Here is a 26,590-nt window from a genome sequence, read left to right as displayed (position 1 = left end):
GGGCACCTAGCCAATGTTCTGGCGCGTCACACCCGCTTCACGGGCAATCCGGGCCCACTGGGCGAACTCGTGGGAGATGACCTTCTTGAAGTCCTCTGGCCCGACGAATTCGGCGATGGCACCGAGCTCTTCGATGCGGCTCTTCACGGCCGCAAGGGCCATCGCCTTGCGCACCTCGTCGGCGATGGTGTGCACGGCATCGGCGGGGGTTCCGGGCGGCGCCATGATGCCCACCCAGAACTCCTTGGTCTCGTTGATGACCAGTCCTGCCTCGTCCATCGTGGGGACATCGCGCATGGCCGGCGATCGGTTCCTGGACATGACCGCCAGCGGCTTCAGGTGTGCGCGTGCCGATGAAATCAGCGGAATGGCGCCCATCATGGCATCCACCTGGCCAGCCATCAGCGCCTGAATAGCCGGAGCGCTGCCGGTAAACGGCACGTGCAGCATCTCCCTGGTGCCGGCGGCGCGGCCGAAGAGCATCATGGCGGCCTGGCCGGTGGTGCCCACGCCCCAGGTCGAGAAGCTCACCTGCTGGCGCTTGGCGAGCGCGATGAATTCGCCAACGTCCTTCACGTCCAGGTCCTTGCGCACGGCCAGCGCGAACGGCACGAAGCACAGCACGGCCACGGGGACGTGGCCTTCGGGGCGGAAGTTCGGATTGTTGAAGAAGTGCGGGTAGATGGTATGGGTGTCGCTGCTGGCGGCCAGCAGGTAGTGGCCGTCTCCTGGCGACTTGCTCAGAATGCCCGATGCCAAGGTTCCCGAGGCGCCAGGCTTGTTGTCCACCACGATGGGTTGGCCCAGGGCATTGCCGATGGCGTTGGAGATCAGTCGGGCAAAGATGTCGGAGTTGCCTCCCGCCTGGCCAGGAACAATCAATTGAATCGGCTTTTTCGCCGTCCATTTGGCTTGTGCCCATGACAGGGCAGGAGCAAACACCGAGGCGGCGACCGCCGCAGTGGTTTTCAGAACGTTTCTGCGCGACTTCATATCATGTCTCCTTTTGCGGTTGAAAATCAGGCCGGGATTATCTGTTTTTGTATCCGGCAGCCCTGGGTGAGATATATGCGGGTATGGAATGCCCTTGTGTCCTTGCATAATTCAATATCCCGTCTTCGATGGCCCCTGCATCGCGGACATTCATGAAGGCCTCGCCATCGAAATTCACATTGGCTCCGTGAACGACCATGAATCCTTCCGCCGGCTCCGGTGCGTCGTCAGGCACGCAAAAAGTGTGGATGGAGCCCGCCGGCTCATAGAGGTAGCTCCCGGCGGTCTGCGGGTTTTGGGGGTACTCGACGTAGTTCCATTGCCCCTTGGTGGTGAAAAAGTGCACCGTACCCGTGTGGAAGTGCTTTGGAAGCCTGGTGCCAGGGGCGAATTTCCCATAAAGCACCCATATTCCATTTTCCCGGTCGAGAAAGAGCGGAATGATTTCCGAGCCCGGTGCTCCGCCCGGGAAATAGTCCATGTTCCTGATATTGACCGTGAGCAGCTCATCTTGTGGGGTCAGCGAGGTGGGGGTTGCCATGGGGTATCCTGTCCGCGTTAATATGAAGAAACGTTTCCGCAAAAACTAAAAATAGGCGTAAAATTGCGGCGATTGAATGATTTGAACGGACGGCGGATTCGATGGCAGCAGTTAGCATTCACGATGTGGCTCGCGTGGCGGGCGTTTCGATTAGCACCGCATCTCGGGCCATGAACCGGGCGGGCCGTGTCAGTGAAGACACTGTGAAAAAGGTTCAGGAGGTTGCGGCGCGCCTGGGTTACCAGCCCAATGCGATTGCGCGGGCCATGCGTTCCAAGCAGAGCCATGCGGTGGGCGTTATCGTGAGCGACATCTCCAATCCGTTCTACGGCCGCCTGGTCAAGACACTCGAGCGCAGCCTGTCCGAAAGTGGCTACGCCTGCTTTGTCGCCAGTTCCAACAACGACATCTCGACCGAAGTCAACCTCGTGCGCCTGTTCAAGAGCCGAGAGGTCGACGGCATCATTCTTGGCCCGTGCCAAACCGACTCCATCGCGCACCTGGTGTCTGAAATCAAAGGCACGCCAACAATTCTGTTCGACCGCGATGGAGGAAACGCACTGAGTTCGGTGAAGGTCGACCACTACCAGGGCACGTGCTCCGCGATGCGCTATCTGATTGCCAGGGGCCACCGGCGCATCGCCCTTCTGACACCGGGCAGCCAGATCCAGCCCATCAAGGACCGGATCCGGGCCTATCAGGACTGCCTCGTGGAAGCGTCCATAGGCTTCGACCCCAGCCTGATTTGCCTGGCGGATTCGTCGATGAACTTTCCTCCCGAGCGGGCCCAGATGCTCCTGAACATGCCGGGAGAGCGGCCCACGGCCTTCCTGTGCCTGGGCACGAAGATTCTGGCGGGCGTCCTGGCCGCGATACGCAGCGCTCGGCGGGCCATCCCGAAAGACGTGAGCGTGATATCCATCGGCGACTCGGACTTCTCGGAACTGCACAGCCCGTCCATCACCTCGCTGGCCTGGGACATCAAGGCGTTGTCGGGCGACATCTCCTCGCTGCTGCTCTCCCAGATGCGAGACGAATCCACAGGCCCCCGTTCGGCCGTTGTGGAGATGCGGCTCATCGAGCGGGAGTCGTGCGCGACCATCTAGCGCGCCGGCCTGAAGGGGTGGGTGTTGCACCTACAGGAGCCCGAGTTGCTGAAGCTTGAGGTCCGGCGAGGTGTAGGGGCGCTCGCAGATGATTTTCGCCGAGCCCGGCTTGAACAGGAACGTGGCCGCCATGCGCACCTTGAAGCTCTTGCCGGTCGGCGCAAACGTCCTGTCGCGCACGCGGAACTCGCCCAGGTGAGTTCCGAAAAGGAAGAACTCCACCAGCACGGTGTTCTGTGCATCGTCGGCGGCGATGGCGATGACTTCGTTGGCTTGGTCCGGGAAGGCCTGGCGCGAAGCGTGGAAGTAGGCGCGAACCTGCTCTTCGCCGTCGTAGACAGCGCCATTGCCATACATCTCATACCGCGGGTGCTCGAAGGTGTCGATGACACCGTCCCAGTCCTGGGTGCACTCCAGCGCCATGTGGTCTCGCACGGTCTGGATGCGCGCCTGGCGCAACTCTTCGTTGGTCATGGGTCCTTTTCCTCGTTGTGGAAACGTTTGCGCTATTTTGCGCAGATTCTGCCAAAGGGTTGACCGGGGTTTACCCTGCCATGTCGCCAGCTATTGGTCTCTGAAATTCCCCCCACGGCAATAGGCCCGTTGCGCAGATTCACCCGACGAACCGCGAGACCGTGGGGTTATCCCCATCCGCTCCGTGACGAGGTTGGCATAGCATGAGAGGAAACGTTTCCTCAAAGGCTGGGCTATGAAACTGAAAGACAAGGTGGTGCTCGTCACGGGTGCCGGTACCCTGCGCAAGGACTTCACGGACGCAGGGCAGGTGGGCAATGGGACCGCGTGTGCGCTCACCTTCGCGCGGGAAGGCGCGATCGTGGTTTGTGCAGACCGCTCGCTGGACGCCGCCGGGCTCGCTGCAAAGATGATTCACGGGGAATCCGGCCGCGCCCAGGCCGTGCAGATGGACGTCACCGACACGGCGCAAGTGAACGATGTCGTGCGCCAGCTTCTGTCGCAGCACGGGCGCATCGACGTGTTGCACAACAACGTGGGCATTGAAATGCAGGGCGACCTCCTGGAGGTGAAGGATGAGGACTGGGACCGGGTCATGGAGATCAACCTTCGCGGAGCGATGGCCACGTCACGTGCTGTGGTGCCGGGGATGCGCGCCCGCAAGTCGGGCTCCATCATCAATGTCTCGTCCACGGCAAGCCTGAAGTGGAGCCCCATGCAGTTTCTGTCGTACAGCACGTCCAAAGCCGGCCTGAACCACATGACCCGTGTCATTGCCCGGCAATATGCCGCGGACCAGGTGCGTTGCAACTGCATCATCCCCGGCATGATCCGCACCCCCCATGCCGACGCTCTGTACGGCGGCGCGGAAGAGGCTGCAGCCGGCCACCGGGCCCGTGATGCGCGATGCCCGATGGGGCGCCAGGGTTCGCCCTGGGACATCGCCAAGGCCGCGCTGTTTCTTGCCTCGGACGATTCGTCCTACATCACCGGGGTCCAGTTGGTCGTCGATGGGGGCTCGAGCTTGTAGCCACACATGGCAGGCAAGGGCCAGCGCTGCGGGTGCGAACAGCGCCCTGGCCGGAGCTTTTTTGGAGGCGGGAAAGAAAGAAGAATGCCAGCAGGGCGGGGGCGCCGATCGGGCCGATGGGCAAGAATGGAGCGCTGATGAAAGATCCGACCCACACCCTTCCCGCCCTGCGGGGCGGCCTGCTTGCGTTGCTGGCGGCCGTCCTGTTTGGCATCAGCACGCCGCTGGTGCAGAAACTCGGCCTGGGCGTTGGCCCGTTCACCACGGCGGCGCTGCTCTATGCAGGCGCCGCCTTCATCGGCGCGCTGCTGCGCCAGCCCGCCGAGCGGGAGGCGCGCCTGCGGCGTTCAGACTTTCCGCGCCTGCTGGCGATGGCCTTGCTGGGCGCCAGCATCGGCCCCGTGGCCCTGGCCTGGGGTCTGCAGCGCACGAGCGGCACCGGCGCGTCGCTGATGCTGACCCTGGAGGCGCTGTTCACGGCCTTGCTGGCATGGCGCCTCTACGGCGAAACCATGGACCGCAGAGTGGGACTGGCCGTGGCACTGCTGCTGGCCGGCGGGATCGCCCTCGTGCTGGACCAGGGGCAGAGCGGAAACAGCAGCCAGTTCTGGGGACTGATGGCCGTTGTGGGCGCCACGGCAGCCTGGGGCCTGGACAACACGCTGTCACGTGCGCTGGCGGAGCGTGACCCGGGGCAGGTCGTGGTGGCGAAGGCCGTGCTGGGCGTCACCGCCACGCTGGCGCTGGCCTGGCTGACGGACGAGCCCGCTCCCGCGGCGGGGCCCGCCCTGGGGCTTCTGGCCGTGGGTGCGAGCGGCTATGGCCTGAGCCTGCGTTTCTACCTGCTCGCACAGCGCGCGTTCGGGGCGGCACGCACGGGATCGGTATTTGCCTTTGCCCCGTTCATGGGCGCGGCGCTGGCGCTCATGCTGGGGGATCGCCCCGGGGGGTGGGGCATGCTGCCGGGGGGCGTGCTGATGCTGCTGGGGGTGGCCGTTCATTTGATGGAGTCCCATCACCACGAGCATGCGCACGAGTTCCTGGAACATGAGCACGCCCACACCCATGACGACGGTCACCATGGGCACGCCCATGAGCCCATGCCCGCGGGGCCGCACAGCCATGCGCACGTCCACGGTCCGGTGCGGCACCGCCACGCCCACGTGCCGGATGCCCATCATTCGCACAGGCACTGAGGGGCCCCGCAGCCCTCAGCGCATGCGACGGCGTCGTGCGTCCCGGGCCAGAAATGGGGCTATCCATTTCTGGCCCGGGGTCGGTCCAGGCCGGGCCGGTTCATGGCGGTCGAGATGCGGTGGAATGCCGGGTTTTTCTCACGGAGTCTCCTCCTGAAGGCCTGCCTTGATCCCGTCCAGCCAGGCGGTGAAAGCCGCCCGTGCCGCCAGCGGCAAACCGGGTTGCAAGGCTTGCGCTTCGGCGCGCAATGCGCGCGGATCGATGCCCGCCTGCGCGAGTTCGCAGGCATGGCCGACCAGCCATCGCTCGATCTGGCGGGGGTCGGCTTCCAGATGGCATTGCAGCGCCAGCACGTGGCGTCCCATGCGGAAGGCCTGGTTGGCGCAGGTGGGTGTACCCGCCAGTCGCGTTGCCCCCTCGGGAATGTCGAAGCGGTCGCCATGCCAGTGCAGCACGGGCATGTGGGCCAGCGCCGCCAGCGGCGATGCCTCGCCTTCCGGGGTCAGCACCAGGCGCGCAAAGCCGATTTCCTTGATGCCCATGCTGGCAACACCCGCACCCAGCGCGCGGGCAATCAGCTGCGCGCCCAGGCAGATGCCCAGCAGCGGTCGCCGGCTTTGCAGCCGCTGACGTATCACCGCCAGCTCGTCGTGGATGAAGGGGTAGATGTGGTTATCGAAAGCGCCGATGGGGCCGCCCAGCACCACCAGCAGATCCGCCGCGGTCGTGTCCACGGCGTGCAGATCATCCGTGGTGGCGTCCAGATAGCGCACGGCATAGCCACGCGCCGCCAGCAGCGGCTCGAGCGTGCCCAGGTCTTCAAAATGCAGATGGCGCAGGGCGATGGCGGTTTTCATGGACGTGGCTCCTGGGTGCTGGGCTCGCCGGGCCAGTAGTAGCTGTCGGGCAGGGGGCGGGCGCCAAAGATGGCCTGGCCGACACGCACCACCGTGGCGCCTTCCTCGATGGCGATCTCGAAATCGCCGGACATGCCCATGGACAGTTCCTCCAGGGCGATGTGGGCGGGCGCACTCTGGCGCAAGCGGTCGCGCAAAGTGCGCAGCAGAATGAAGCACTGCCGCACCCGCTCCGCCTCTGGCGAAAACAGCGCGAGCGTCATCAGCCCGCGCACGCGCAGCGCGGGGAAAGCGGGCAGCGCGCGCAGGAACGCCGGAACGTCATCGGGCGACAGGCCGTACTTGCTGGCCTCGCCCGAGGTGTTGACCTGCACGAGCACATCCAGCGCGCGGCCCTCGGCCTGCAGGCGGCGCTCCAGCGCCTCGGCCACGCGCAGACTGTCCAGTGCCTGGAACTCGCTGGCGAAGCGTGCCACCAGCCTGGTCTTGTTCGTCTGCAGATGGCCGATGACCGACCAGCGCAGATCGGCCAGGTCCTGCATGGCTTCCCATTTGCCGAAGGCTTCCTGCACCTTGTTTTCACCCAGCAGGCGGCAACCCGCCGCGTAGGCCAGGCGCAGGCTGGACTCGGGCTTGGTCTTGCTCACCGGCAGCAGGCGCACCCCGGCCGGGTCGCGCCCCGCGCGGCGGCAGGCGGCATCCATGCGGGCGCGCACCGCCGCCAGGTTGTGCCGGAAGTCGTCGACGGAAGCTGCCTGCGGATAGCGGCCGTGCTGGTCGTGGCGGGTCTGGGTGTCCGATGGCTCAGGCATTGGCCTGGTTCCTTTCCCTCTTGATGATCGCGGGCTCTGCGGCCGGTGCCGCGGTGGCGGGGCGCCCGCGGCGCGGCAGCGTGCCATTGAGCACGGCGTGCGCCGCCAGGCCCACCACCAGGCCCCAGAACGCACCACCGATGCCCAGCAGCGTGATGTTGGCCGCGGCGGCCAGGAAGGTGATCAGCGACGCTTCACGGGTCTTGGCATCGGCCAGGGCGGTGGCCAAACTGCCGCCGATGGTGCCCAGCAGCGCCAGCCCCGCCAGCGTGGTGATGAAGGTCGCCGGGAAGGCCATGAAGACAGCCGCCAGCGTCACGCCGAACACGCCCACGAGGATGTAGCACACGCCTGCGGCGATGCCCGCGATCCAGCGCTTGGACGGATCTTCGTGCGCCTCCCGGCCCGTGGCGATGGCGGCCGTGATGGCAGCGATGTTGAAGGCATGCGAACCGAATGGCGCCATCAGCAGCGAGCCGAGCCCGGTCAGCGCCACGATGGGATTGGCGCTGGTCCTGAACCCGTCATTGCGCAGCACCAGCATGCCGGGCATGTACTGGCCGGTCAGCGTGATGAGGAACAGGGGCAAGGCGACGCTCAGCAAGGCATTGAGCGAGAACGCCGGCATGGTGAAGACCGGGGCGGCGAGTCTCAACGCCAGTCCCGACAGGTCCACCCGGTCCTGCATGAGCAGAAAGAGCAGGCCCAGCACCAGGATGCCCACGACGGCATAGCGTGCGCTGAAGCGCTTGAGCACCACATACGTCACGATCAGCAAGCCAGCCAGCACCGGATCGATGCCCATGCCGCCGAAAGCCTGGATGCCGAATTGCAGCAGGATGCCCGCGAGCAAGCCTGCGGCCACGCCCGGAGGAATCAGCCGGATCAAGCGCTCGAACCAGCCTGACAGCCCCAGCGCCACAAAGGCCGCGGCGGAGATCAGGTACGCGCCCACCGCTTCGGCATAGGGCGTGGTGGCCAGTGCAGTCACCAGGAACGCCGCTGCCGGCGTGGACCAGGCGGTAATGATCGGCTCGCGCGTCCGCCAGCTGAGCATGAGCCCCGTGACGCCCACGCCAATCGAAATCGACCACACCCACGATGCCGTCAGCTCCGGGCTCAGGCCTGCCACCCTGGCCGCCTGGAACACGAGAATGAAGGTACCGCCGTAGTTGACGATGACGGAAATGAGGCCCGCGACAATGGGATGGGCGAGATCGGACCAGCGGGAAGAGGAGGCGGGCGGTGGGGACGGCATGTGGGATCGGGGCTCCTGAAAGTGGCCCCATGGAGCGGGCCATGGTGCTGATTTATAGGCTTGAAATGGCATACTGTGCCTAGCCAATTTTGCAATGAGATACCGGCCAATTGTTCAAGCATGCGCAACTCGAATCCGTGAAAGCCTGGGTGCTCGATCCAGCGCATGGCGCTTTGCCCCTGCACGCGCGCATTCAGCGCGCCATCCGGCAACTCATCCTCGACGGTGCGCTGGAGGTGGGGGCGCCACTGCCTGCGTCGCGCGCACTGGCAAAGTCGCTGGGCCTGTCCCGCGACACGGTGGAGGCGGCATACAGCCAGCTGCATGCCGAGGGGTTTATCGAACGGCGCGTGGGCCGCGGCAGCTTCGTTTCGGAGAGGGCTCAGCGTTTGCGGGGGCGGGGCACGGGGCGGCGCCCTGCGGCACTGCGGGAACCTCTGCGGCTGAGCCAGCGCGGATCGGCCATGTTCCGCGGCGGTGGGGTGCGGGACTTTCTGGCTCCCCGCCCGTTCGCTCCCGGCGTGCCGGAAACGCGCGGCTTCCCGCTGGCCACCTGGGAGCGGCTGGAGCGGCAGGTGCTGAAGGACTGGGGCACCACGGCACTGCTGCACAGCCCACCGCAAGGGATGGAGCCGCTACGGCGTGCGATTGCGAACTACGTCAATCTCGAACGCGGCGCGCATGCCACGGCCGAGCGTGTGCTGGTGCTCACCAGCTCCCAGCAGGCCCTGACCCTGTGCGCTACCGTGCTGCTGGACGCTGGCGACCGCATCTTCGTTGAAGACCCCGTGTACCACGGCGCGCGCAAGGCGTTCGACGCCGCGGGGCTGGAATGTGTGCCCGTGCCGCTGGATGGGGAGGGAATGCGGGTGGAGCCTCTGCGCAAGGCGCGGCAACCGGGCAAGGCGGTGTTTCTCACGCCTTCGCATCAATTTCCGACCGGAGCCACCCTGGCGCTGGACCGGCGGCTGGACATCATCGAATGGGCCCGGCAGCACCAGGCCTGGATCATCGAGGATGACTACGACAGCGAGTTCCATTACGCGGGCAAGCCCACGGCCTGCGTGCAGGGCCTGGACCCGAACCAGCGAACGATCTACATCGGCACATTCACCAAGTCGATGTTTCCGGGCTTGCGCATTGCCTTCATGGTGCTGCCGCCCGAACTCGTGGCTCCGATGACCGCCGCACGCACCCTGCTGGATGGGCACAGCGCGCCGATTCCGCAACTGACCCTGGCGCGCTTCATGGAGGGTGGCCATTTCGGGGCCCACGTGCGGACCATGCGTGCCGTCTATTGTGAGCGGCGCGATGCCCTGGAACTGCTCGTGCGCAGGCACCTGGCGGACTTCGTCGAGCCTGAAGTGCCGGACGGCGGCATGCAAATGCCCTGCCGGTTCATTCGCGACATTCCCGAGCTGGAAGCCATGGGCGCAGCGCAGCGTGCCGGTATCGATCTGCTGGGACTGACGCCATTGCATGCAGCGGGCACGAGCCGGGCCGGATTCCTCATGGGGTTTGCCGCGTATGCGCCGAAGGAACTGGAGACCGCTGTGAAGAAGCTCGCGCAGGTGTTGCGCACGCTGGATCGTTGAAGGCGGCCGCCCAGTCCGTGGCTGGGAAGATTTCGGATCCGTCGAGGTTGCTGCCGAAGCCCCATGGCCATTCTGTGGATGCGCAGCGCGGCCATCCACCCGCAGCGACACCCCCCAGCCGCAAGGCGCCCAGCGTATGGGGGCGATCTGTCGGCTCATTGGCCACCGGCACAGGCCGGACAAGCCCCGGGGTTGTCTTTCCTTCAGGCACATGCCGCGTCTGGAGTGAACGCGGGCGCAGGGCATCACTGCGCGGCATGTGCGGATTTCCAGCCTCTCCGGTTTTTTGGGATGGATTTTCATCCAGGAATGCGGGAAAGGTGCCGCCATGGAGATGAAAATCTCTTTGAAATCAATGGCTTACAAGGATGGCGCCGTGTGGCACATGCGTTGCTAGATGGACATTCGTTGATCGGTTCATCGATTGCAGAAATGGATGCCGTGTGAACCATCTTCTTGCGTGATTTCAAGCCGCCATGAACAAGGCGGCTTCGTCCAACACAGGTTCAGGAACCCCCATCTCCATGCTGTCACACCCCAATCCGCACGCCCCTCCACCCTGCCTCCACCCGTCTTGCCAGGCAGTCATCGGCGATGACGGCGAGCGCCTGGGGCGTGCATGGGCGCCGCGCACTGCTGCCAAATTCCATCGATAGCCGGATTGCCGAGTGCCAGTCCTCCAACAAGACGGCGGATCGTTTGCCGCGGAACGGCCATCCGGGGCTGTCGGGGCAGTTCCGCTGCGGCATCGAGGGTGGTCAACGGCTTTCCCTCCCATCGCCTGCGCATTGATGCTGGGTGCCTCGGTGGCATTCGCGAACCCGGCGGACTCCACCCCAGCTGCCACGGACCGCAGTTCCATGGCCTATGACCCGCAGCGGCATGATGCCTTGATCCTGGCGCACCGCGGGGGGCATGTCCCCCCGGCCCAAGCGCTGCAGCAGTTGAAGGACTGGCTCGACGTGCCATTGAGCGACAGCGTGCGCCAGCGTCTGGTCTCCGACGCCGTCGTGATGGCGACCGCCGGCGGCCAGTTCGCCGAAGCCGTGACATTGGGACGCCAGCAAACCCCGGCGGGGTTGAGCGACTACGCGCTGGAGGCGCTCGCCGTGGCCGCGCGGCGCGTGCAGGACACCGCGCTGCAAGGCGACACCATCAGCATCTGGCGCGCGCGGCAGCCGCAGGCGCTCGGACCCCGCATCCACGAAGCTTTCTGGCGCCTCGACAGCGGAGATGTCGTGGGCGCGAAAACAATCAGCGAGGCGCTCATGCGGAAAGCGGCAGAGCACATCGAAGTCCGTGTCGCGCTGCTGGAGTTGCGCGCTGCCGTGGCCCGCGCCGAAGACCAGCCACTGATCGCGATGGCCGCCTACGCCGAGGCCGGTGCGCTGCGCCCCGAGCGCCTGGACATTCGCCGCGAGGCCGACTTTCTGCTCGCCGACAACGGCGCGGCGCCTACCGCCTTCGACAACGCCGAAGCGGCCGCAGGGAAAAACCCCGGCGCCTTTTCCGCGCTGGCGCTGTCCATGCTGCAGCAGAAGGCACTGGCCCAGCGGCTGCGCTGGGCCCTCCAGGAGCGCGACCAACGCCGGGGCGTGGCGCGCGTGGTCGCACTCGACAAGGTGCTGGCCGGCCAGGAGGCCGCCCTGGTCCGGCTCGAAGCCGCGGCGCAGCAGGCCCACGGCGCGGACGCCGAGGCCTGGCGCGTGCTGCGCAGGAATCTTGAGTCCGATCGGCTGCTCGCGCTGGTGGAGCGCGGCCGTCCCGGGGACGCCGTCGCGCTCTACGAAACCCTGAGCTTGGCGGGCATCGACCTGCCGTTCCACGGACTCGCCGCGGCGGCCCGCGCTTTCGCGCAGGAGCGCCGTTCGGCCGAGGCCGTGCCCCTGTATGAAGCCGCCATCGCGAAGGGCGGGGCGGACGTGCCGATGCCGGGCGAAATCCACTTCGGCCTGGTCTATGCCTATCTGGACACCGGCCGCTTCGAACAGGCTGAAGCCCTGCTCAAGCGGCTCGAGGAGAGCACGCCGGCGCTCACGCGCCTGGCGCCCGAACCTGGCCGGCCCAACAGCCAATACACCGAGGTGATTGGCATGCGTGCGCTGATGCAGCTCTACACCGACCGGCTCGCGCTTGCTCAGCAGAGCTTCACGGCGCTGACCCTGGACGCGCCGCTCAACGCGGGCTATGCCCTTGGCGCCAGCCTCACCGAGCGCTTGCGCGAACGCCCCGAGGCCGGGCTCGCGCGCCTTGAGGCGCAGATGGCGGACCATCCCGACGACGTCGGCATGCGCGTCGGCCATGTCGAGGCGCTGCTCGGTGCGGGCTGGTTCGGCGAAGCCCGCCAGCGCGCCGCATCGCTGGTGGCCGATGTTCCCGACAGCCTGCAGGTGCGCGACATGGAACGCAAGCGCGATACCCTCACCGGTGCGCGGCTTGAGGTCGACGCCGCGGCGTCGCGTGGTGGCGCCGTGATCGCCAGCAGCGAGTGGCGCATCGACAGCCGTCTGAGTTCGGGACTCATCGCAGACCAGTGGCGCGTGTTCTACGACCAGTCGCTCGCCCAGGGCAGCACCGAGGCCGGCAACGCCAAAAGGGTCCGTGGTGGCCTCGGCCTGCGCTGGCAGCGCGGTCCCTGGGTGGCCGAAGGTGCTCTGCAGCATGCCGCTGCCGGCCCTTACCGCAACGGGATGGCCGCTCGCGTCGACTACCGCGCCAGCGATACCTGGCGGCTGTGGGCTGCCTACGATGGCGACAGCAAGGAACTGCCCTGGAAGGCGCGGGTAGCTGGCACAGGCGCGCGCGAGATGGCGGGCGGCGTGGGCCATGTGGTGAACGAGGCGCGCCGCTTCAACCTGCAGTGGCAGCGCCTGGATTTCAGCGACGGCAATGTGCGCAGCGGCCTGGGCCTGGGCTGGACCGAGCGCTGGGTCAGCACGCCGCGCGTCCAGGCCGAGACCCGGCTCGAGGCCGGCACGGGCCGTGGCCGCGTGCTGGACACGCCGTACTTCAACCCGCCGCGCGATGCCAGCGTGCGGCTTGCGGCGCGGGCCCAATGGCTCACGTGGAAGAGCGACGACCGGCAGTTCTTCCAGGCCATCGAGGTCGGTGGCGGCAACTATCATCAGCGCGGCTTCGGCAGCGGCCCGCTGTGGAGCCTGCGCTATGAACACAGCTGGAGCCTGGGCCAGTGGCTCACGCTGCGCTACGGCCTGGGCATCGCCAGCCATCCCTACGACGGCGTGCGCGAACGACAGCGCAGCGTCTTTCTGAACTTCTCGATGCCCCTGCAGTGATGTCCGCAAAGAACACCTTCCCCTTCCTGCGGGCCGCCATGCCATGGCTGCTGATCGGGCTTGCGCTGTGCGCGCTGTCCCGGCTTGCGCCCGCCCAACCGCTGCCGCCGGCTGACCCCGACGATGGCGTGAGCTTTCGCGTGATCTCGTTCCATGACGTGCGCACCGGCGTGCGCGCCAGTTTCGAGAGCTCGCCCGATGCCACCGCCATTGACGACCGCACGCTCGTGGAGGTGTTCGCCTGGCTGCAGTACAGCGGCTACCACCCGGTGAGCCTGCAGCAGATCATCGACGCGCGTGCGGGCGGCCGGCCCCTGCCCGTCCGGCCCGTGCTGTTGACCTTCGACGACGGCTACCGCAGCGCCTACACCAAGGTGTTTCCGCTGCTCAAGCGCTACGGGTACCCGGCGCTGTTCGCGCTGGTGACGAGCTGGCTCGAGGTGCCCGAAGGCCAGCCGGTGCACTGGGGCGACAGACCGGCGCCGCGCGAGAACTTCCTGCTCTGGCGCGAGGCCGCCGAAATGGCGCGCTCGGGCCTGGTCGAGTTCGCCAGCCACAGCGATGCCATGCACATGGGAATCCAGGCCAACCCGCAGGGGAACATGCTGGCGGCCGCCGCCACGCATCGCTACGATCCCGGGACCGGCCGCTACGAAGAAGATGCCGCCTACCTGCACCGCATCGAGACCGACCTGCGCCGCAGCCGGGAGATCATCGAGGCGCGCACCGGCGCCAGGGTCCGCGCCACCGTCTGGCCTTATGGCGCCTACAACGCGATGGCGCTGCGGGCCTCCGAGCGCGCGGGCATGCCAATCACCTTCACGCTGGACGATGGCCCCAATACGGCCGCCGTGCCGCTCGCGCGCATCCGCCGCGCGCTGGCCGTCTACGACAATGCTGCGCCCGAATACGCCCAGCTCCTGCGCAGCCCTGCGGGCGGCGAGACGCGGCCTGTCAACCGCGTGATGCACGTGGACCTTGACTATGTGTACGACCCCGATCCGGGACAGCAGGAGCGCAACCTTTCGGCACTGATCGAGCGTGTGGCCGCCGTGCGGCCGCGCTCGGTGTTCCTGCAGGCCTACGCCGACCCCGATGGCGACGGCGTGGCCGATGCCATGTACTTCCCGAACCGCCATCTGCCCGTGCGCGCCGACCTGTTCGGCCGCGCTGCCTGGCAGCTGCGCAGCCGCGCCGGCGTGAAGGTCTATGCCTGGATGCCGGTGATGGCCTACCGTCTGCCGGCTTCGCATCCGCTGTCTGCCCATACGGTGATGACGCGGGGCGGCAAGGCGCCGGCCGACCGCTATCACCGGGTCACGCCCTTCCATCCGGCGGTGCGCACGCTGATCGGCGACATCTATGAAGACCTGGGCCGCTACACCTTCTTCGATGGCCTGCTGTTCCACGACGACGCAATGCTGGCCGACGACGAGGACGCCTCTCCCGACGCGCTGTCCGCCTACGCCCGCTGGGGGCTGCCGCCCGACGTGGGCGCCATCCACGCCGATCCGGCGCTGCGGTCCCGCTGGACCACCGCCAAGACCCGCCACCTCATCGAGTTCACCCAGGAGCTCCTGGGCCGGGTGGGCGCCTGGCGGCCAACGCTCGAAACCGCGCGCAACCTGTACGCCCGGCCCGTGCTCGAACCCGAGGCGGAGCAATGGTTCGCGCAAAACTACGAAGCATCGCTCGCGGCCTACGACTATGTTGCGCTGATGGCCATGCCGCGCATGGAGCGCGAGAGCGATGCCCAGGGCTGGCTTGCCCGGCTGGCACGCCGCGCAGCCGACACCCCCCGTGGCCTGGACGGCACCGTGTTCGAATTGCAGGCCCGCGACTGGCATACCGGAAAGCCCGTGCCCAACGACGAGCTCACGCGCCAGTGGGCGCAGCTGCAGCGCGCAGGCGTGCGGCACCTGGGGTACTACCCGGATGATTTTCTTGGCAACCATCCCTCGCTCGACACGGTGCGCCGCGCGATCTCGGTGCGCAAGCTGCTGCCGCGCGCGCTGGGCTCGCCGGCGGGTGCCGCGGCGACGGTCCCTCCACAGGCAGCGCCTGCGGTGCCTGCGCAGGCCGGGGAATCCCGATGACCTCCGGCCCGTGGCTCGTCCAGGCGCTGCCCTCGCTGCTCTTCGGTTTCGTTTTCTACTACCCGTTCTTCATGGCGTGGGTGTGGATGGCCGGCGGCCTTTCGCACGCGTGGGCGTTCGAACGCAAGGACGACGTAGAGACCGACCCTTTGCTGGCATTGCCCTCGCGGCCGTTCGTCACGGTGGTGGTCCCGTGTTTCAATGAGGCGCCTCACCTGCGAGAAGTGATCGAGCAGCTGATGCGCACGCGCTACCCGAACTATGAAGTGATCGCCGTCAATGATGGCAGCACCGATGGAACTGGCGAACTGCTCGACGCGATGACGCTGGAATTCAGCCGCCTGCGCGTGATCCACAACGCCAGCAACCAGGGCAAGGCCGTCGGTCTCAACACCGCGAGCCAGCTCGCGCGCGGCGAGTACATTCTCGGCATCGACGGGGACGCGCTGGTGGACCCCAACGCCATCGCCTGGATGCTGCGGCGCATGCTGGTCTCGGACCGCATTGGCGCCGTCACGGGCAACCCGCGCATCCGTACGCGCACCACGCTGCTCGGGCGCATGCAGGTGGGTGAGTTCTCCTCGATCATCGGTCTCATCAAGCGCTCGCAGCAGCTTGTCGGCACGCTGTTCACGGTGTCCGGCGTGCTCGCCATGTTCCGCCGCCGCGCGGTACTCGAGGTGGGCTTCTGGAGCCCGGATGTTCTCACCGAAGACATCGACATCAGCTGGAAGTTGCAGCTCCTTGGCTGGCGGCTGCGGTTCGAGCCGCGCGCGCTGTGCTGGATTCTGATGCCGGAAACGCTGCGCGGCCTCTGGAAACAACGCCTGCGCTGGGCGGTGGGCGGTATCCAGACCATGCTGCGCATCACGCCATCCATCCTGCGTCTGCGCAGCTGGCGCCTGTGGCTCATCTATGGCGAATACATGGCGAGCGTGGTGTGGGCCTACGCGATGGCGATCGTGCTGCTGATCAGCGCGATGCGTCCGCTGCTGCCGCAGGAGTCGGTCTGGCACTCCACGCTCCTTCCGCACTGGCAAGGCACGCTGCTGGCCATGACCTGCATCCTGCAGATGCTGCTGAGCCTGTGGATCGACCGGCGCTACGACCGCGATCTCATGCGCTATTTCGCCGGAACGATTTGGTATCCGATCGCATTCTGGACCATCACGATGACCACCACCGTGGTCGCGCTTCCCAACGCTCTGATGCGCCGCCGCGGCAAGCGCGCGGTGTGGACGAGCCCCGACCGAGGAGTCTCCGATGTCTCATGAGCCCGACGACCATTCCCTGCCGCCCGCGCCGCACGCCGACGTGCGCCCACCGAGCCGGCGGCATTCCTGGGGGCAGCCAGTGGGCGAGGAGCCGATCATCGATGCGGCCCGGGTTTCGCTGCAGGCGTTCGGCGCGGGCCGGTCGCCGCGGCGCACGCTCGCCATGTACCTCTGGCTGCGCGTGCTGCGCCCTGCGCTCACCCTTGCGATCTGGTTCTGTGCGGTCTGGTACGCTTGGCCCTATGTGCTCAATGCCCGCTCGCAGCCCGAAGTGCTACATCTGCTTGGCCTGTACGCGGCAGTGATCGCCGCGATCCTTGTATCGATGCTGGTGGTGGCACCGTGGCGCCGCCGCCAGCATGAACGCGAGGCGCCATCCACCCATGAGCCATCGTCGCTGTCCGCATTGGCCTCCTACATTGACGTGCCGCCCGCCCGCCTGTCGTCCTGGCAGCGCACGCGGCAGCTGCTGGTTCACCACGACCATGAAGGGCAGCTCAGGGATGCCACCGACACCACCCCCGGGGAGCTGGAGCCCGAGCCCCCTGCATCGCGCCGGGGACGGCGCTGATGGAAGAATGGGCCTGCGCCGTGCAGGCAGGTTGACCCCACGGATCGCCCATGACGACATCCCGCAATGCCTCTTCGCTGCGGGTCTTGCCTGCGGCGGATCCGGCGCGCGATGCATCCTCGGGCGATCTCTCGATACCCGCCCGGGCGGGCACGACGCTCCGCTGGCGGTGGCGCCACGTTGTCGTGCTGGCGGCATGCGCGCTGTGCGGCGCGGTCGCCTATGTGGCCACCTTCACTTTCTATCGGGAAGAGCAGGCCCGGAGCGCCGCGAAACGCCTCGAGTTTGTCGTGCTCAGCCTGCAGGCGCTCGTCCATCGCAACGAAGCCCTGCCAGGCATCATCGGACTCAAGTCAACGCTTGGCTCGCTGCTGGACACGAACACGCTGGCGGCCCAGGCCGCCGCCAACGCGTATCTTGAAACAGTGGCGAAGGCCTCCGGCATTTCTGCCGTCTACCTGCTGGATGCCGGCGGGACGACGCTGGCTTCGAGCAACTGGAACCAGGTGCTGACCTTCGTTGGCGAGAACTACGCCTATCGGCCTTACTTCAAGGATGCGATGGCGGGCCGCACCGGGCGCTTCTACGGCATCGGATCCACCACCGGCGAAGCCGGCTACTTCCTGGCGGCCGGCGTGGTGGCGCCGGGCGGCGCCCGCGGTGTGATCGCGGTCAAGCTCTCGCTCGAAAAGTTCGAGGAAGCCATGCGGCAGAGCACCGACGTGGTGATCCTCACGGACCGCGAGGGCGTGGTCATTCTCAGCTCCGTTCCCGAGTGGCGGTACCGCACCGTCGCCGCGCTCGCACCGGCCGCGCGCGAGCGCATCCGGCAATCGCGGCAGTATGGGGACCTGCCACTGCTCGCGCTGCCCGGGCCGGGGCTGGATTTCACCCGGTCCCACGCAACGCTCGCGCTTGAAGGGGGCATCACGCACTACACCATGGCGACCCATGCGAGCGAAGATCTGGGTTGGCGTGCCGCACTTCTGGTGGACCAGGCACCCTCGCGCCGCGCCGCCGTCCTGGCCGCACTGGCCGCCACCTCCGTCGCCGCCTTCCTGGGGGCGCTCACCGTCGGCTTTCAGGAAGGCCGGTATCGCCGTGAGGAGATGCGCAAAGCCAAGCGCGCGCTGGTGGAAGCGAGTGCCCGGCTCGAGCAGCGCATCATCGAGCGCACGGCGGATATCAGCCAAGCCAATGCCTCGCTGGAACGCAAGATCGAAGAACTGCGCCGTACCGAGGCGATTCTTCATGAGACGCGGGACGGTGCGGTGCACGCGGGCAAGCTCGCCGTGCTCGGGCAGATGTCTGCGGGCATGGGCCACGAGCTCAGCCAGCCGCTCACCGCGCTGCGGACCCTGTCGGACAACGCGATCACGCTGCTTGACGGCGCGCGCCTGGAAGAGGTGCGCGAGAACCTTCACCTCATCAGCGAACTCACCGCCCGCATGGGGCGCATCATGGCGCTGCTCAAGGCCTTTGCCCGCGCCGACAGCACCAGCCTCGAACCCGTGGCCATGGACATGGCGATCCATCATGCGCTCATGCTCGTAGAGTCTCGGCGGTGCGAGGTGCGAGCGGATATCCTGGTCAGCTCAACGCTGGCGACCCGCCCGGTGCGGGCCGACGCCATCCGGCTCGAACAGGTGCTCGTGAACTTGATGCGCAATGCGCTCGACGCGGTCGAGTTCCGGGCGGAGCGCCTGGTGAGGGTGGCGGTCCGGCAAAAAGGGCGCCATGCCGTCATCTCCGTCAGCGACACGGGCGGCGGCATCGCGCCAGAGGCCATGCAACGGCTGTTCGAACCGTTCTACACCACCAAGCCCGCGGGCGCGGGGCTGGGTCTTGGGCTCGCCCTTTCGCAAAGCATCGTCGAGAGCTTCGGCGGGCGCATCGAAGCGCGCAACCTGGACCGGCAGGGCGCGCTCTTCACCATCACGCTGGAGGTCTATTGATGCCCGTGCCACCCATCCCCGCCGACGAAAGGCCGCGAGTTCTCCTCGTGGATGACGAGCCCGCCGTGCGGCGCGGCCTCGAGCAAGCCATGGTGCTTGCCGGCATCGCCGTGAAGGCGGTCGGCAGCGCGGAGGCCGCGCTGGATGTTTTCGAGGACGTGCAGCCGTGGGCCGTCGTGAGTGACGTCAAGTTGCCCGGCATGGATGGCCTGGAGCTGCTCAACAGATTGCGCCAGCATGATCGTGAAGTCGCGATGGTTCTCATCACCGGGCACGGGCACGTCGCCATGGCGGTGCAGGCAATGCGCGAAGGCGCCTACGATTTCATAGAGAAGCCGTTTTCCTCGGAAACGCTGGTCGGCGTCGTGCGCCGGGCCGTCGAGCGGCGCGTGCTGCTGGAAGAGAACCGGCGCCTGCGTGAGCGCTTGCCTTGCGAAGAGGGGCGTCCGCTCATTGGCCAGACACCCGCCATGCAGCGTGTCCGCCAACTGGTTCGCGCACTGGCGGCGACCAACGTGGATGTCCTGATCGCCGGAGAGACGGGCGCGGGCAAGGAGGTCGTGGCACGGGCGATTCATGCCGCCAGCGGCCGCAGCGGTCCCTTTGTTGCGCTCAACTGCAGCGCCCTGCCAGAGAGCGTCATCGAGAGTGAAATCTTCGGCCACGAGGTGGGTGCCTTCACCGGCGCCGCCAAGCGGCGCGTGGGGCGCATCGAGTTCGCCAACAAAGGCACATTGTTCCTCGATGAAATCGAGTCGATGCCGCTCTCCGTTCAACTGAAGCTGCTGCGGGTGCTGCAGGAGCGCGAGATCGAACGGCTGGGCAGCAATGTCTCCATACCCGTCGATTGCCGCGTGCTCGCCGCCGTCAAGGGGGACCTCAAGGCCATGACGGCGGCAGGCCGATTCCGCGAGGATTTGTTCTACCGGCTCAATGTGGTGACGATCGACGTCCCGCCATTGCGCGATCGCATGCCGGACATCCCGCTGCTCATGGCCCACTTCCTGCGCGAGTTCGCCCAACACCACGGCATGGCGCAACCGGAATGGAGCGATGACGACCTGCGCCGCTGGAAGGCCCACCGGTGGCCCGGCAATATCCGCGAGCTGCGCAACGTTGCCGAGAGGCTTTGCCTGGGCCTGCCCGACGGGCTTTCGCAAGCCGATCCGCCGCCGGTTTCTACGTCGCTCACCGCGCGCGTGGACGAAACAGAGGCCGCGCTGATACGTGAAGCGCTTCGCCAGGCACGGGGCCGCGTGGCCCAGGCCGCCGAGCAGCTCCATCTCCCCCGAAAGACGCTGTACGACAAGTTGCGCCGGCATGGCCTGGTGGCAAGAGACTTCCTGCGCGGCTAGGGTCCCGCTGCGCACGGAAGTCCCCATCGCACAGTCTTCTTCGCTCGATGGCGGCACTTCATGCCCTCTGGATCGCCACCGCTGTCGCTGCGGTGGATGCCTTGTGCTGGCGCCATCGGCCCTGAACCGGTGCCAACGATCCCGTGGCGGCTGGCTCGCGCGGAGGGCGGGGTGTCAGCCCTGCTTGTGCAGCGGCAGCCACAGCGTGAAGGTGGAACCTTGCGCCTGGGCGCCGTCACTGGTGCTCCAGGTGCAATGCGCGCCCAGCACCAGCGCGCGGCTGTGCACGTTGGGCAGGCCCCGGCGGGCGGGCGCCAGCGCCTCGGACGCCGGGGGGGTGAATGGACGGCCGTTGTCCCGTATGCACACCTGCACGCCGCGCGTGCCATCGCCGCCGCCCTCTGGCGGGGGCCAGACGGCCTCGGCCGTGCTCAGCACGATCTCCGTCGCGCCACTGTGCTTGAGGATGTTGGTGAGGATCTCCTGCAGGATGCGCAGCACGTGCAGCGCGTTTTGCGCGTCCAGCCAGGGCAGCGGCGGCAGGTCGTCCACCTGCCAGTGCATGACCAGTCCCGCGCCCTCCAGCCGCAACCCGAGCCGATAGCGCAGGCCGGCCAGCAGTGCCAGCAGATCCGCATTCACGGGCTCCAGCGAGTCGATGGAGATCTTCAGGTCGTCGATGCACTCCCGCAGCACCTGCGCCACGTCCACGGGTGCCGCCGGCGCAGTCTCTACCAGCCGCAGCGCGCTCATCAGCGAGGAACCCACGCCGTCGTGCATCTCCCGCATCAGGCGCTGGCGCTCGTGCAGCAGCGTCTGCTCGCGCTCGGCGGCGCGCAGCAGCTCGTGTGTTTCGCGCAGCTGCAATTCCTGCGCGGCCAGGCGCTCGGCCTGCACGGCATTGGCTTGCTCGGCGACTTCCAGCGCGCGGTGGTAGCGCGTGAACCCGACCAGCAGGAACATGGTGAACACGCCCATGTACACGTAGGGCGTGAGGTAGATGTGCTCGATGCTGATGCGGTAGCGCTGCATCGCCAGGTCGTGGATGGCCAGGGGAAACGAGAGCGCCACGGCCCCGGCCAGCAGCACGCTGGACCAGGAGCGTTCGCGCCACGCGCCCAGCGCCGCCACGCACAGCACCACCAGGGCCGGAGGAAACAGCGCCAGGCGCAACAGCGGCAGCATCGCCTCGTGCCGCAGGTCCCACAGTGGCAGGGCCGCCAGCGCCACCAAGCCGCAATAGGCGACCACGGCGCGCGCCAGCCGCGGATAGCCCCGGCCCTGCATCCGGCACAACAGGAAGAAGGAGCAGGCCGACGACCCCAGCGAGCCCACGAGCGTGAGCCAGGAGAACCATTCGTCGGGCACGCCGAAGCCCTCGGCATCGACCAGGTAGAACAGCGTGGCCAGCAAGTGCCCCACCGACAGCAGGAAGAACAGCAGGTAGCCCGCCTCGCCCCGGCCGCGCCGCACCAGCCACACCGCCAGCGCGAACACACCCAGCACGAGGTAGGCACCGCGCAGGTAGGCCACCAGGTCGGTCTGCAGCAGGCTGCGCAGCCGCCACCCCGGCCAGAGCGCCTCGGCCGGCCCGGCCCACACGCTGGACAGCGCGCCGCCCACGCCGGGCAGGTTGGCCATGCGCACATGCACCTCCAGGGGAACGCCGGGCGCAGCATGGCCCGCCAGGTCCACCCACACCGGGCGGTTGAAGCTGTTCCAGACCCGGCTGCCGTGCGACTGCCAGACGAGGTGCCCATCGGCATACACCGCCACCGTGCCCACTGTCTGCCAGCGCGGGATGTACAGGCGCGCGCCCTGGGGCGTGGCGGCGAGTGCCTCGCCCGGCACCCGCAGGCGGTACCACCACACCTCGGGCGGCGCATCGGCCTGCGCGGCTGTCGAGACCGTGCTGCGTGCGCGGGCATGTGGCAGGTCCACCGTGCTCCACGGTATGGTGCTCGAAAGCACTGCATCGGGTGATTCGTGCAGCGAGGGCGGCGGCGCCCAGCCCCCGCTGGCGGGATTCCACGCCTGCGCCTGCACCAGGTGCGCGGGCAGCACGCCTGCCAGCGCCGCGCCCCCGGCGGCGGCACCGGCCAGCAAGAACCGCAGCGCCAGGCGCGCGAGATCAAGCCACATCGATCCACCCTTTGCGCGCCGCGGCGCTCACCGCTTCGGCCTGGGTCGTCACCTGCAGCTTGGCGTACACGCGCCGCACGAAGGTACGCACCGTGTGGCGCGACACGCCCATCGCCCGCGCCACCTCGTCCAGTGTGTAGCCGCGTGCCACCATGCGCAGCAACTCGGCCTCGCGCGCCGAAGGTGCCACCTCCGTGATCTCCGCCGCCGCCAACCCCGGCTCCAGGCCCGCTGACGGCTTGGCTGTCACGGGAGACTGCGCGCGGCGCAGCAGCAGCTTGCGCGCCACCATCGGATTGATGGGGCTGCCCCCCGCATGCAGGCTGCGCACTTCGTCCACGACGGCGCTGGGTGGCAGGTCCTTGAGCAGGTAGCCCATCGCACCGGCCTCGATGGCGCCCAGAACATGCGCCTCATCGCCAAAGATCGTGCTCACCATGGCCGCCGCCCCGGGCCAGCGCGCGCGCAGCACGGCCAGCACGTCGAGCCCGCTGCCATCGGGCAGCCCCAGGTCCAGCAGCAGCACGTCCAGCGGCGCATCGTCCGCCTGCAGCGCCGCCAGCGCTTCGGCGCGGCTGGCCGCCACCCACTGCAGATGCATGTCGGCCGCGCCTTGCAAGGCATGCGCCAGCGCGTTGCGGCAGACGAAGTCGTCCTCCACCACCGCCACGCGAATGGCAGGGGGCGCAGGCGCCGCATCCGGCGCCCAGGGAGTTGTGCGAGGAAGGGAAACCATGCGCCGATGCTGCCACAGGCCCAGGTCAAAAGCGCCGGGCCTGGCGGGGCTGCTGTGCTCGGCAGACCGGCTGCGCAAGCCGGTACGGTGGCAAGCGGCGGATCATGTTCGGTTCTTCGGGCTGCATGCGGGGTCGGTGGGTTTCTGCATGGGTTCAAGGTCGTCAATGCGCGCCCATTCGGCGGGTGCTCTGTCCATGCTGCCATCCCCCGGGGCCCTTGTCATGTCGCCCAAACGGGGGACATACAAAACCGTGCCCATCCGGTAACTTCCGGTCCCGCAAGCAGGGGCCTGCGCCTGAATCCACAAGAACACGGTGGCCGACACCGTTCCATCCAGGGCAAGCCCGAGCGGCTTTTCTCGAACGCACCACGGAGTGAGGAATACATGATTCGGATGGTAGAGGCCGCGATGCGGCCGGGCGCAACGGCGCGCCACAGCTCCCGGCCAGGGCGCAGCGCGGGCGCATCCCTGGAAAGGTCCCGGGCGGTCCGGGGGCTCGCGCTTGCGGCGGCGGTGGTCTTGCTGCAGGCCTGCGGCGGAGCGACCTTGTCGTCGTGGATCGAGGCGCCGCTTGTCGCCGACGGCTACACCCGCAACGCGGACTATTTCCCCTTCGAGCCCACGCTGCTCGTGAACCCCGACGCGAATGCGCAGCTGAAGTTCTCGTACGCCACGTTGCCGAGCGGAACGTTGACCAAGCTGGTCGTGGACAAGGCGAGCACGACGGCCTCCGTGGGGCAGGAAGCCTACACGCTGAATGCCGACAAGGTCGCGCGCGCGCGCCTGGTGCTCTATGTGGAGAAAGTGACCGCGCCTGGCTATATCGCGATATTCAGCGCCCATCAGGACGGTGCCGATTGCTTCGAGCGCGAGGACACGGCACCCCACTGCGGCCAGTCCGTGGCCAGCGCCGATGCGGCCGCCACCGATGCGGACAGTCCCGCGCAGCCCCTGCGCATCACCACGCCGGGTTTCTACAGCTTCGATGTCACCAAGCTGGTCAAATACCGGTTGGCCAACAACGTCGAGTCGATGATGAGTGTGGGCGCGGCCCCCGATCCCAACGACAACACCTTTGGCAGTTTCGAGTTCGCGAGCAAGGAGCTGCCAGCGGGGCAGGCCCATGTACTGCACCAGCCCCAGCTGCTGATCACGCTCAGCGATGCGGTGGGCGCCACCAGGAACGCCTATGCCGCGACCAGCGTGCGCCAGTCGTCCATCGACCCCTCCGTGGCTTCACGGAATTTTGCCCAGGACGAAAATCTGTGGCTGAGCGGCGTCCCGGGCAACCGGGCATATGCGCTGATACAGCCGCAATCATTGCCCACGGGCGCCTTCACCTTGCGCACCGCCCTGAACGAGATGGGTTCCGTGGGGGTCAAGCAAACCATGGTGGCGTTCGTGAATGCGCCGGTGCCGGAACAGGCCACGGCACAGCCGCAGGCGAATTTCTACACCAGGCCGGGATTCACCTCGCAGAACCAGCAGGTCACCTCCTGGAACGGGGGCTGGACCGAACCATCCGCAGCAGCCTTGTTCGCCACCGCACCGCTCGACCGGGATGCGCAGAACCAGTCCCTGTTCGTCGATGCCAGTGAGGGCTATGTCTCCGCGCTCGCGGGTGCCTACAACGCGGATCGCCGCGAGAACTTCGCCATCGCCGGCTCGACGAACCTGCAGGCTCCGCTGACGCTGGACAGCGACAACAACACCCGGACCGGGCACATGCCGCGTTTCGTCGCCGCGATCACGCCCGTGTCGGACAGGATGCGCAATTTCATGAAGTTCGACAGGGACGACAGCGAACACACCCGCAACTACTGCCTTGCGCTGGGCGATGGGATGTGCAACCCGTCGCTGTCGCTGCGCGCGCGCCTGGGGCAGCTCTTCACGAGAAACCCCATCGTCATCGACCCAAGGGCATCGACCCCCGAAGGTTCCTACCTGCCCTATGCGACCCCGATCAACGTCGCGGTGCCGTCCAGCGGCGCCAGCGCGATCATTCAGAGTGATCCCGATCCGGCGGAGCAGGGCTTCATGGGCGATGGCGGCACCGGCTACTACATCTACGACGCCCGGGCCAACCGCGTCGCGGGCCAGTACCAGGGAATCATCAGCATGCCGGGGCACAACCTGCGCGCCGTCATCCACTTCGAGAACCTGCCGCTGCCCGCGCCGTCGCTCGGTGGCCCGGGCACCATCGACATGGTGCCCGGCGCCGCGTCGGTGACGGTCGCGGCCAATGCGCCGATCCCGTTCCGGCTGACCGTGGCCGACCCGGTCAATGCGAACATCGACGATACGACACGCTGGGCGATCACGAGCAGCAACCCGGGCGACACGATGCCGGGCGAGATCCAGCAAAGCGAAGGCAGCGCGGCGTTCGCGGCGACGTTTGCCGGGCCCGGCTCGCGCACGCTCACGGCGACGAGCAAGGGCGACGGCACGATCAAGGCGACGATGAACGTCCTCGTCAACCAGGTGGTCCTGCCCGGCCAGGCGATCACGTTCACCTCCACGCCACCGGCGTACCCCGTCGTGGGCGGGGCCTATGCGGTGTCAGCCCTCGGCGGCGGCTCGGGCAACCCGGTCGTGTTCACCATCGATGCCGCCTCGACGGCCGGGGCCTGCTCGGTCGCGGGCAGCGTGGTGACATTTGCCGGCGCGGGCACCTGCACCGTCAATGCCAACCAGGCAGGCGACGCGAACTACGCCGCTGCCGCCCAGGTGCAGCAGACCATCGCCATCCCTGTCACCTACAGCGGCACCACCGTGCCCACCACGGGTGCGGGCGGCCCGGCCAGCGCCAGCTTCACGGGTGGAGGCGCCGGCTGCCGGTTCGACCCCGCCGCCACCGGCTTCATGGCCGCCAGCGCCGCCCCGCCGGGGCAGAGCGCGCCGCAGGGCGCGTTCCGCGTCCGGCTGGTGGACTGCACCCCGGGCGCCACGGTTCGCGTGACCACCCTGTGGCCGCAGCCGGTCGCCGGCTTCACCAAGTACGGCAGGGCCAGCAGCGGCGCCGCCAGCGCCAGCTTCTTTGCGCCGAGGAATCTCACCATCGACGGCAACGCCGTGAGTTTCGACCTGACCGACGGCCAGCTGGGGGACGACGATTGGGCCCAGAACGGCGTGATCGTGGACCCGGTGATGCCACTGGCCGCCGCGGGCCTGGCCACCGCCATTCCCACGCTGAGCGAATGGGGCGTGGTGCTGACGGGGGCCATGCTGGCCGCCATGGCCTTGCTGGGGTTGCGCCGCCGCCGGGGCTGATGGGGGTGCAGGGGCCCTCACGGCGCACG

The 26,590-nt window shown here is 67.5% G+C and carries 19 protein-coding genes; 11 read left to right on the top strand and 8 right to left on the bottom strand.

Features of this window, described 5'->3' with window-relative positions:
• Nucleotides 1–6 precede the first annotated feature (6 nt).
• Entirely contained in the window at nt 7–993 is a 987-nt protein-coding gene (locus KW843_RS22375; RefSeq protein WP_218297359.1) for a tripartite tricarboxylate transporter substrate binding protein, read from the bottom strand.
• Nucleotides 994–1,030: 37 nt separating this feature from the next.
• On the bottom strand, nt 1,031–1,534 hold the full coding sequence (locus tag KW843_RS22370; RefSeq protein ID WP_218297358.1) for a 2,4'-dihydroxyacetophenone dioxygenase family protein: 504 nt from the start codon (nt 1,532–1,534) through the stop codon (nt 1,031–1,033).
• A 101-nt stretch (nt 1,535–1,635) separates the two neighbouring features.
• Here KW843_RS22370 and KW843_RS22365 point away from each other — a divergent pair, with 101 nt between their 5' ends.
• Nucleotides 1,636–2,640 (top strand): LacI family DNA-binding transcriptional regulator, encoded by a 1,005-nt coding sequence (locus tag KW843_RS22365; RefSeq protein ID WP_218297357.1) that lies wholly within the window; start codon nt 1,636–1,638, stop codon nt 2,638–2,640.
• Between the two features lie 30 nt (nt 2,641–2,670).
• On the opposite strand, the gene KW843_RS22360 is transcribed toward KW843_RS22365, so the two are convergent.
• Nucleotides 2,671–3,114: an ester cyclase gene (locus KW843_RS22360; RefSeq protein ID WP_218297356.1), complete on the bottom strand. Its 444-nt coding sequence runs from the start codon at nt 3,112–3,114 to the stop codon at nt 2,671–2,673.
• 235 nt (nt 3,115–3,349) lie between these two features.
• On the opposite strand from KW843_RS22360, the gene KW843_RS22355 reads away from it, so the two are divergent.
• Nucleotides 3,350–4,144: an SDR family NAD(P)-dependent oxidoreductase gene (locus KW843_RS22355; protein WP_218297355.1), complete on the top strand. Its 795-nt coding sequence runs from the start codon at nt 3,350–3,352 to the stop codon at nt 4,142–4,144.
• A 137-nt stretch (nt 4,145–4,281) separates the two neighbouring features.
• A complete protein-coding gene (locus KW843_RS22350; protein ID WP_218297354.1) occupies nt 4,282–5,340 on the top strand; it encodes a DMT family transporter in 1,059 nt (352 codons plus the stop codon).
• A 138-nt stretch (nt 5,341–5,478) separates the two neighbouring features.
• On the opposite strand, the gene KW843_RS22345 is transcribed toward KW843_RS22350, so the two are convergent.
• From KW843_RS22345 to KW843_RS22335, 3 genes are read right to left on the bottom strand one after another with little or no spacing between them, the layout of a single operon-like run.
• Nucleotides 5,479–6,198, bottom strand: a complete 720-nt coding sequence (locus tag KW843_RS22345) for a glutamine amidotransferase (protein ID WP_218297353.1) — start codon at nt 6,196–6,198, stop codon at nt 5,479–5,481.
• Nucleotides 6,195–7,010: a YggS family pyridoxal phosphate-dependent enzyme gene (locus KW843_RS22340; RefSeq protein WP_218297352.1), complete on the bottom strand. Its 816-nt coding sequence runs from the start codon at nt 7,008–7,010 to the stop codon at nt 6,195–6,197. The genes KW843_RS22345 and KW843_RS22340 overlap by 4 nt, the downstream gene beginning before the upstream one ends.
• Entirely contained in the window at nt 7,003–8,268 is a 1,266-nt protein-coding gene (locus tag KW843_RS22335; RefSeq protein WP_218297351.1) for a benzoate/H(+) symporter BenE family transporter, read from the bottom strand. The genes KW843_RS22340 and KW843_RS22335 overlap by 8 nt, the downstream gene beginning before the upstream one ends.
• 110 nt (nt 8,269–8,378) lie before the next feature.
• Between KW843_RS22335 and KW843_RS22330 the strand changes: the two genes are divergently transcribed.
• The 7 genes from KW843_RS22330 to KW843_RS22300 all read left to right on the top strand — a co-directional run bounded on the left by KW843_RS22330 (nt 8,379) and on the right by KW843_RS22300 (nt 20,410).
• Entirely contained in the window at nt 8,379–9,863 is a 1,485-nt protein-coding gene (locus KW843_RS22330) for a PLP-dependent aminotransferase family protein (RefSeq protein WP_218297350.1), read from the top strand.
• An 860-nt stretch (nt 9,864–10,723) separates the two neighbouring features.
• Entirely contained in the window at nt 10,724–13,159 is a 2,436-nt protein-coding gene (pgaA, locus tag KW843_RS22325) for a poly-beta-1,6 N-acetyl-D-glucosamine export porin PgaA (protein WP_218297349.1), read from the top strand.
• Entirely contained in the window at nt 13,159–15,255 is a 2,097-nt protein-coding gene (gene pgaB, locus KW843_RS22320) for a poly-beta-1,6-N-acetyl-D-glucosamine N-deacetylase PgaB (RefSeq protein ID WP_255594876.1), read from the top strand. The genes pgaA and pgaB overlap by 1 nt, the downstream gene beginning before the upstream one ends.
• Nucleotides 15,252–16,529: a poly-beta-1,6-N-acetyl-D-glucosamine synthase gene (pgaC, locus tag KW843_RS22315; protein ID WP_218297347.1), complete on the top strand. Its 1,278-nt coding sequence runs from the start codon at nt 15,252–15,254 to the stop codon at nt 16,527–16,529. The genes pgaB and pgaC overlap by 4 nt, the downstream gene beginning before the upstream one ends.
• Nucleotides 16,519–17,100, top strand: a complete 582-nt coding sequence (gene pgaD, locus KW843_RS22310) for a poly-beta-1,6-N-acetyl-D-glucosamine biosynthesis protein PgaD (RefSeq protein WP_218297346.1) — start codon at nt 16,519–16,521, stop codon at nt 17,098–17,100. Before pgaC ends, pgaD begins: the two co-directional genes overlap by 11 nt.
• Nucleotides 17,101–17,150: 50 nt before the next feature.
• Nucleotides 17,151–19,055: an ATP-binding protein gene (locus KW843_RS22305; protein WP_218297345.1), complete on the top strand. Its 1,905-nt coding sequence runs from the start codon at nt 17,151–17,153 to the stop codon at nt 19,053–19,055.
• Nucleotides 19,055–20,410 (top strand): sigma-54 dependent transcriptional regulator, encoded by a 1,356-nt coding sequence (locus KW843_RS22300; RefSeq protein ID WP_218297344.1) that lies wholly within the window; start codon nt 19,055–19,057, stop codon nt 20,408–20,410. The genes KW843_RS22305 and KW843_RS22300 overlap by 1 nt, the downstream gene beginning before the upstream one ends.
• Before the next feature lie 174 nt (nt 20,411–20,584).
• Here the strand turns inward: KW843_RS22300 and KW843_RS22295 are convergent, their stop codons facing one another.
• A complete protein-coding gene (locus tag KW843_RS22295; protein WP_218297343.1) occupies nt 20,585–22,552 on the bottom strand; it encodes an ATP-binding protein in 1,968 nt (655 codons plus the stop codon).
• Nucleotides 22,542–23,288 carry a response regulator transcription factor gene (locus tag KW843_RS22290; RefSeq protein WP_218297342.1) on the bottom strand — a complete coding sequence of 249 codons (747 nt, stop codon included), beginning with the start codon at nt 23,286–23,288 and terminating at the stop codon, nt 22,542–22,544. Before KW843_RS22290 ends, KW843_RS22295 begins: the two co-directional genes overlap by 11 nt.
• Before the next feature lie 387 nt (nt 23,289–23,675).
• Between KW843_RS22290 and KW843_RS22285 the strand changes: the two genes are divergently transcribed.
• Entirely contained in the window at nt 23,676–26,561 is a 2,886-nt protein-coding gene (locus KW843_RS22285; protein ID WP_218297341.1) for an IPTL-CTERM sorting domain-containing protein, read from the top strand.
• Nucleotides 26,562–26,590: the final 29 nt, after the last annotated feature.

The sequence above is a fragment of the Acidovorax sp. sif1233 genome, assembly GCF_019218755.1.
Classification (GTDB): Bacteria; Pseudomonadota; Gammaproteobacteria; order Burkholderiales; family Burkholderiaceae_C; genus Acidovorax.
The sequence above is the reverse complement of the archived record's forward strand: the minus strand, read 5'-3'. Positions and strand labels throughout refer to the sequence as shown.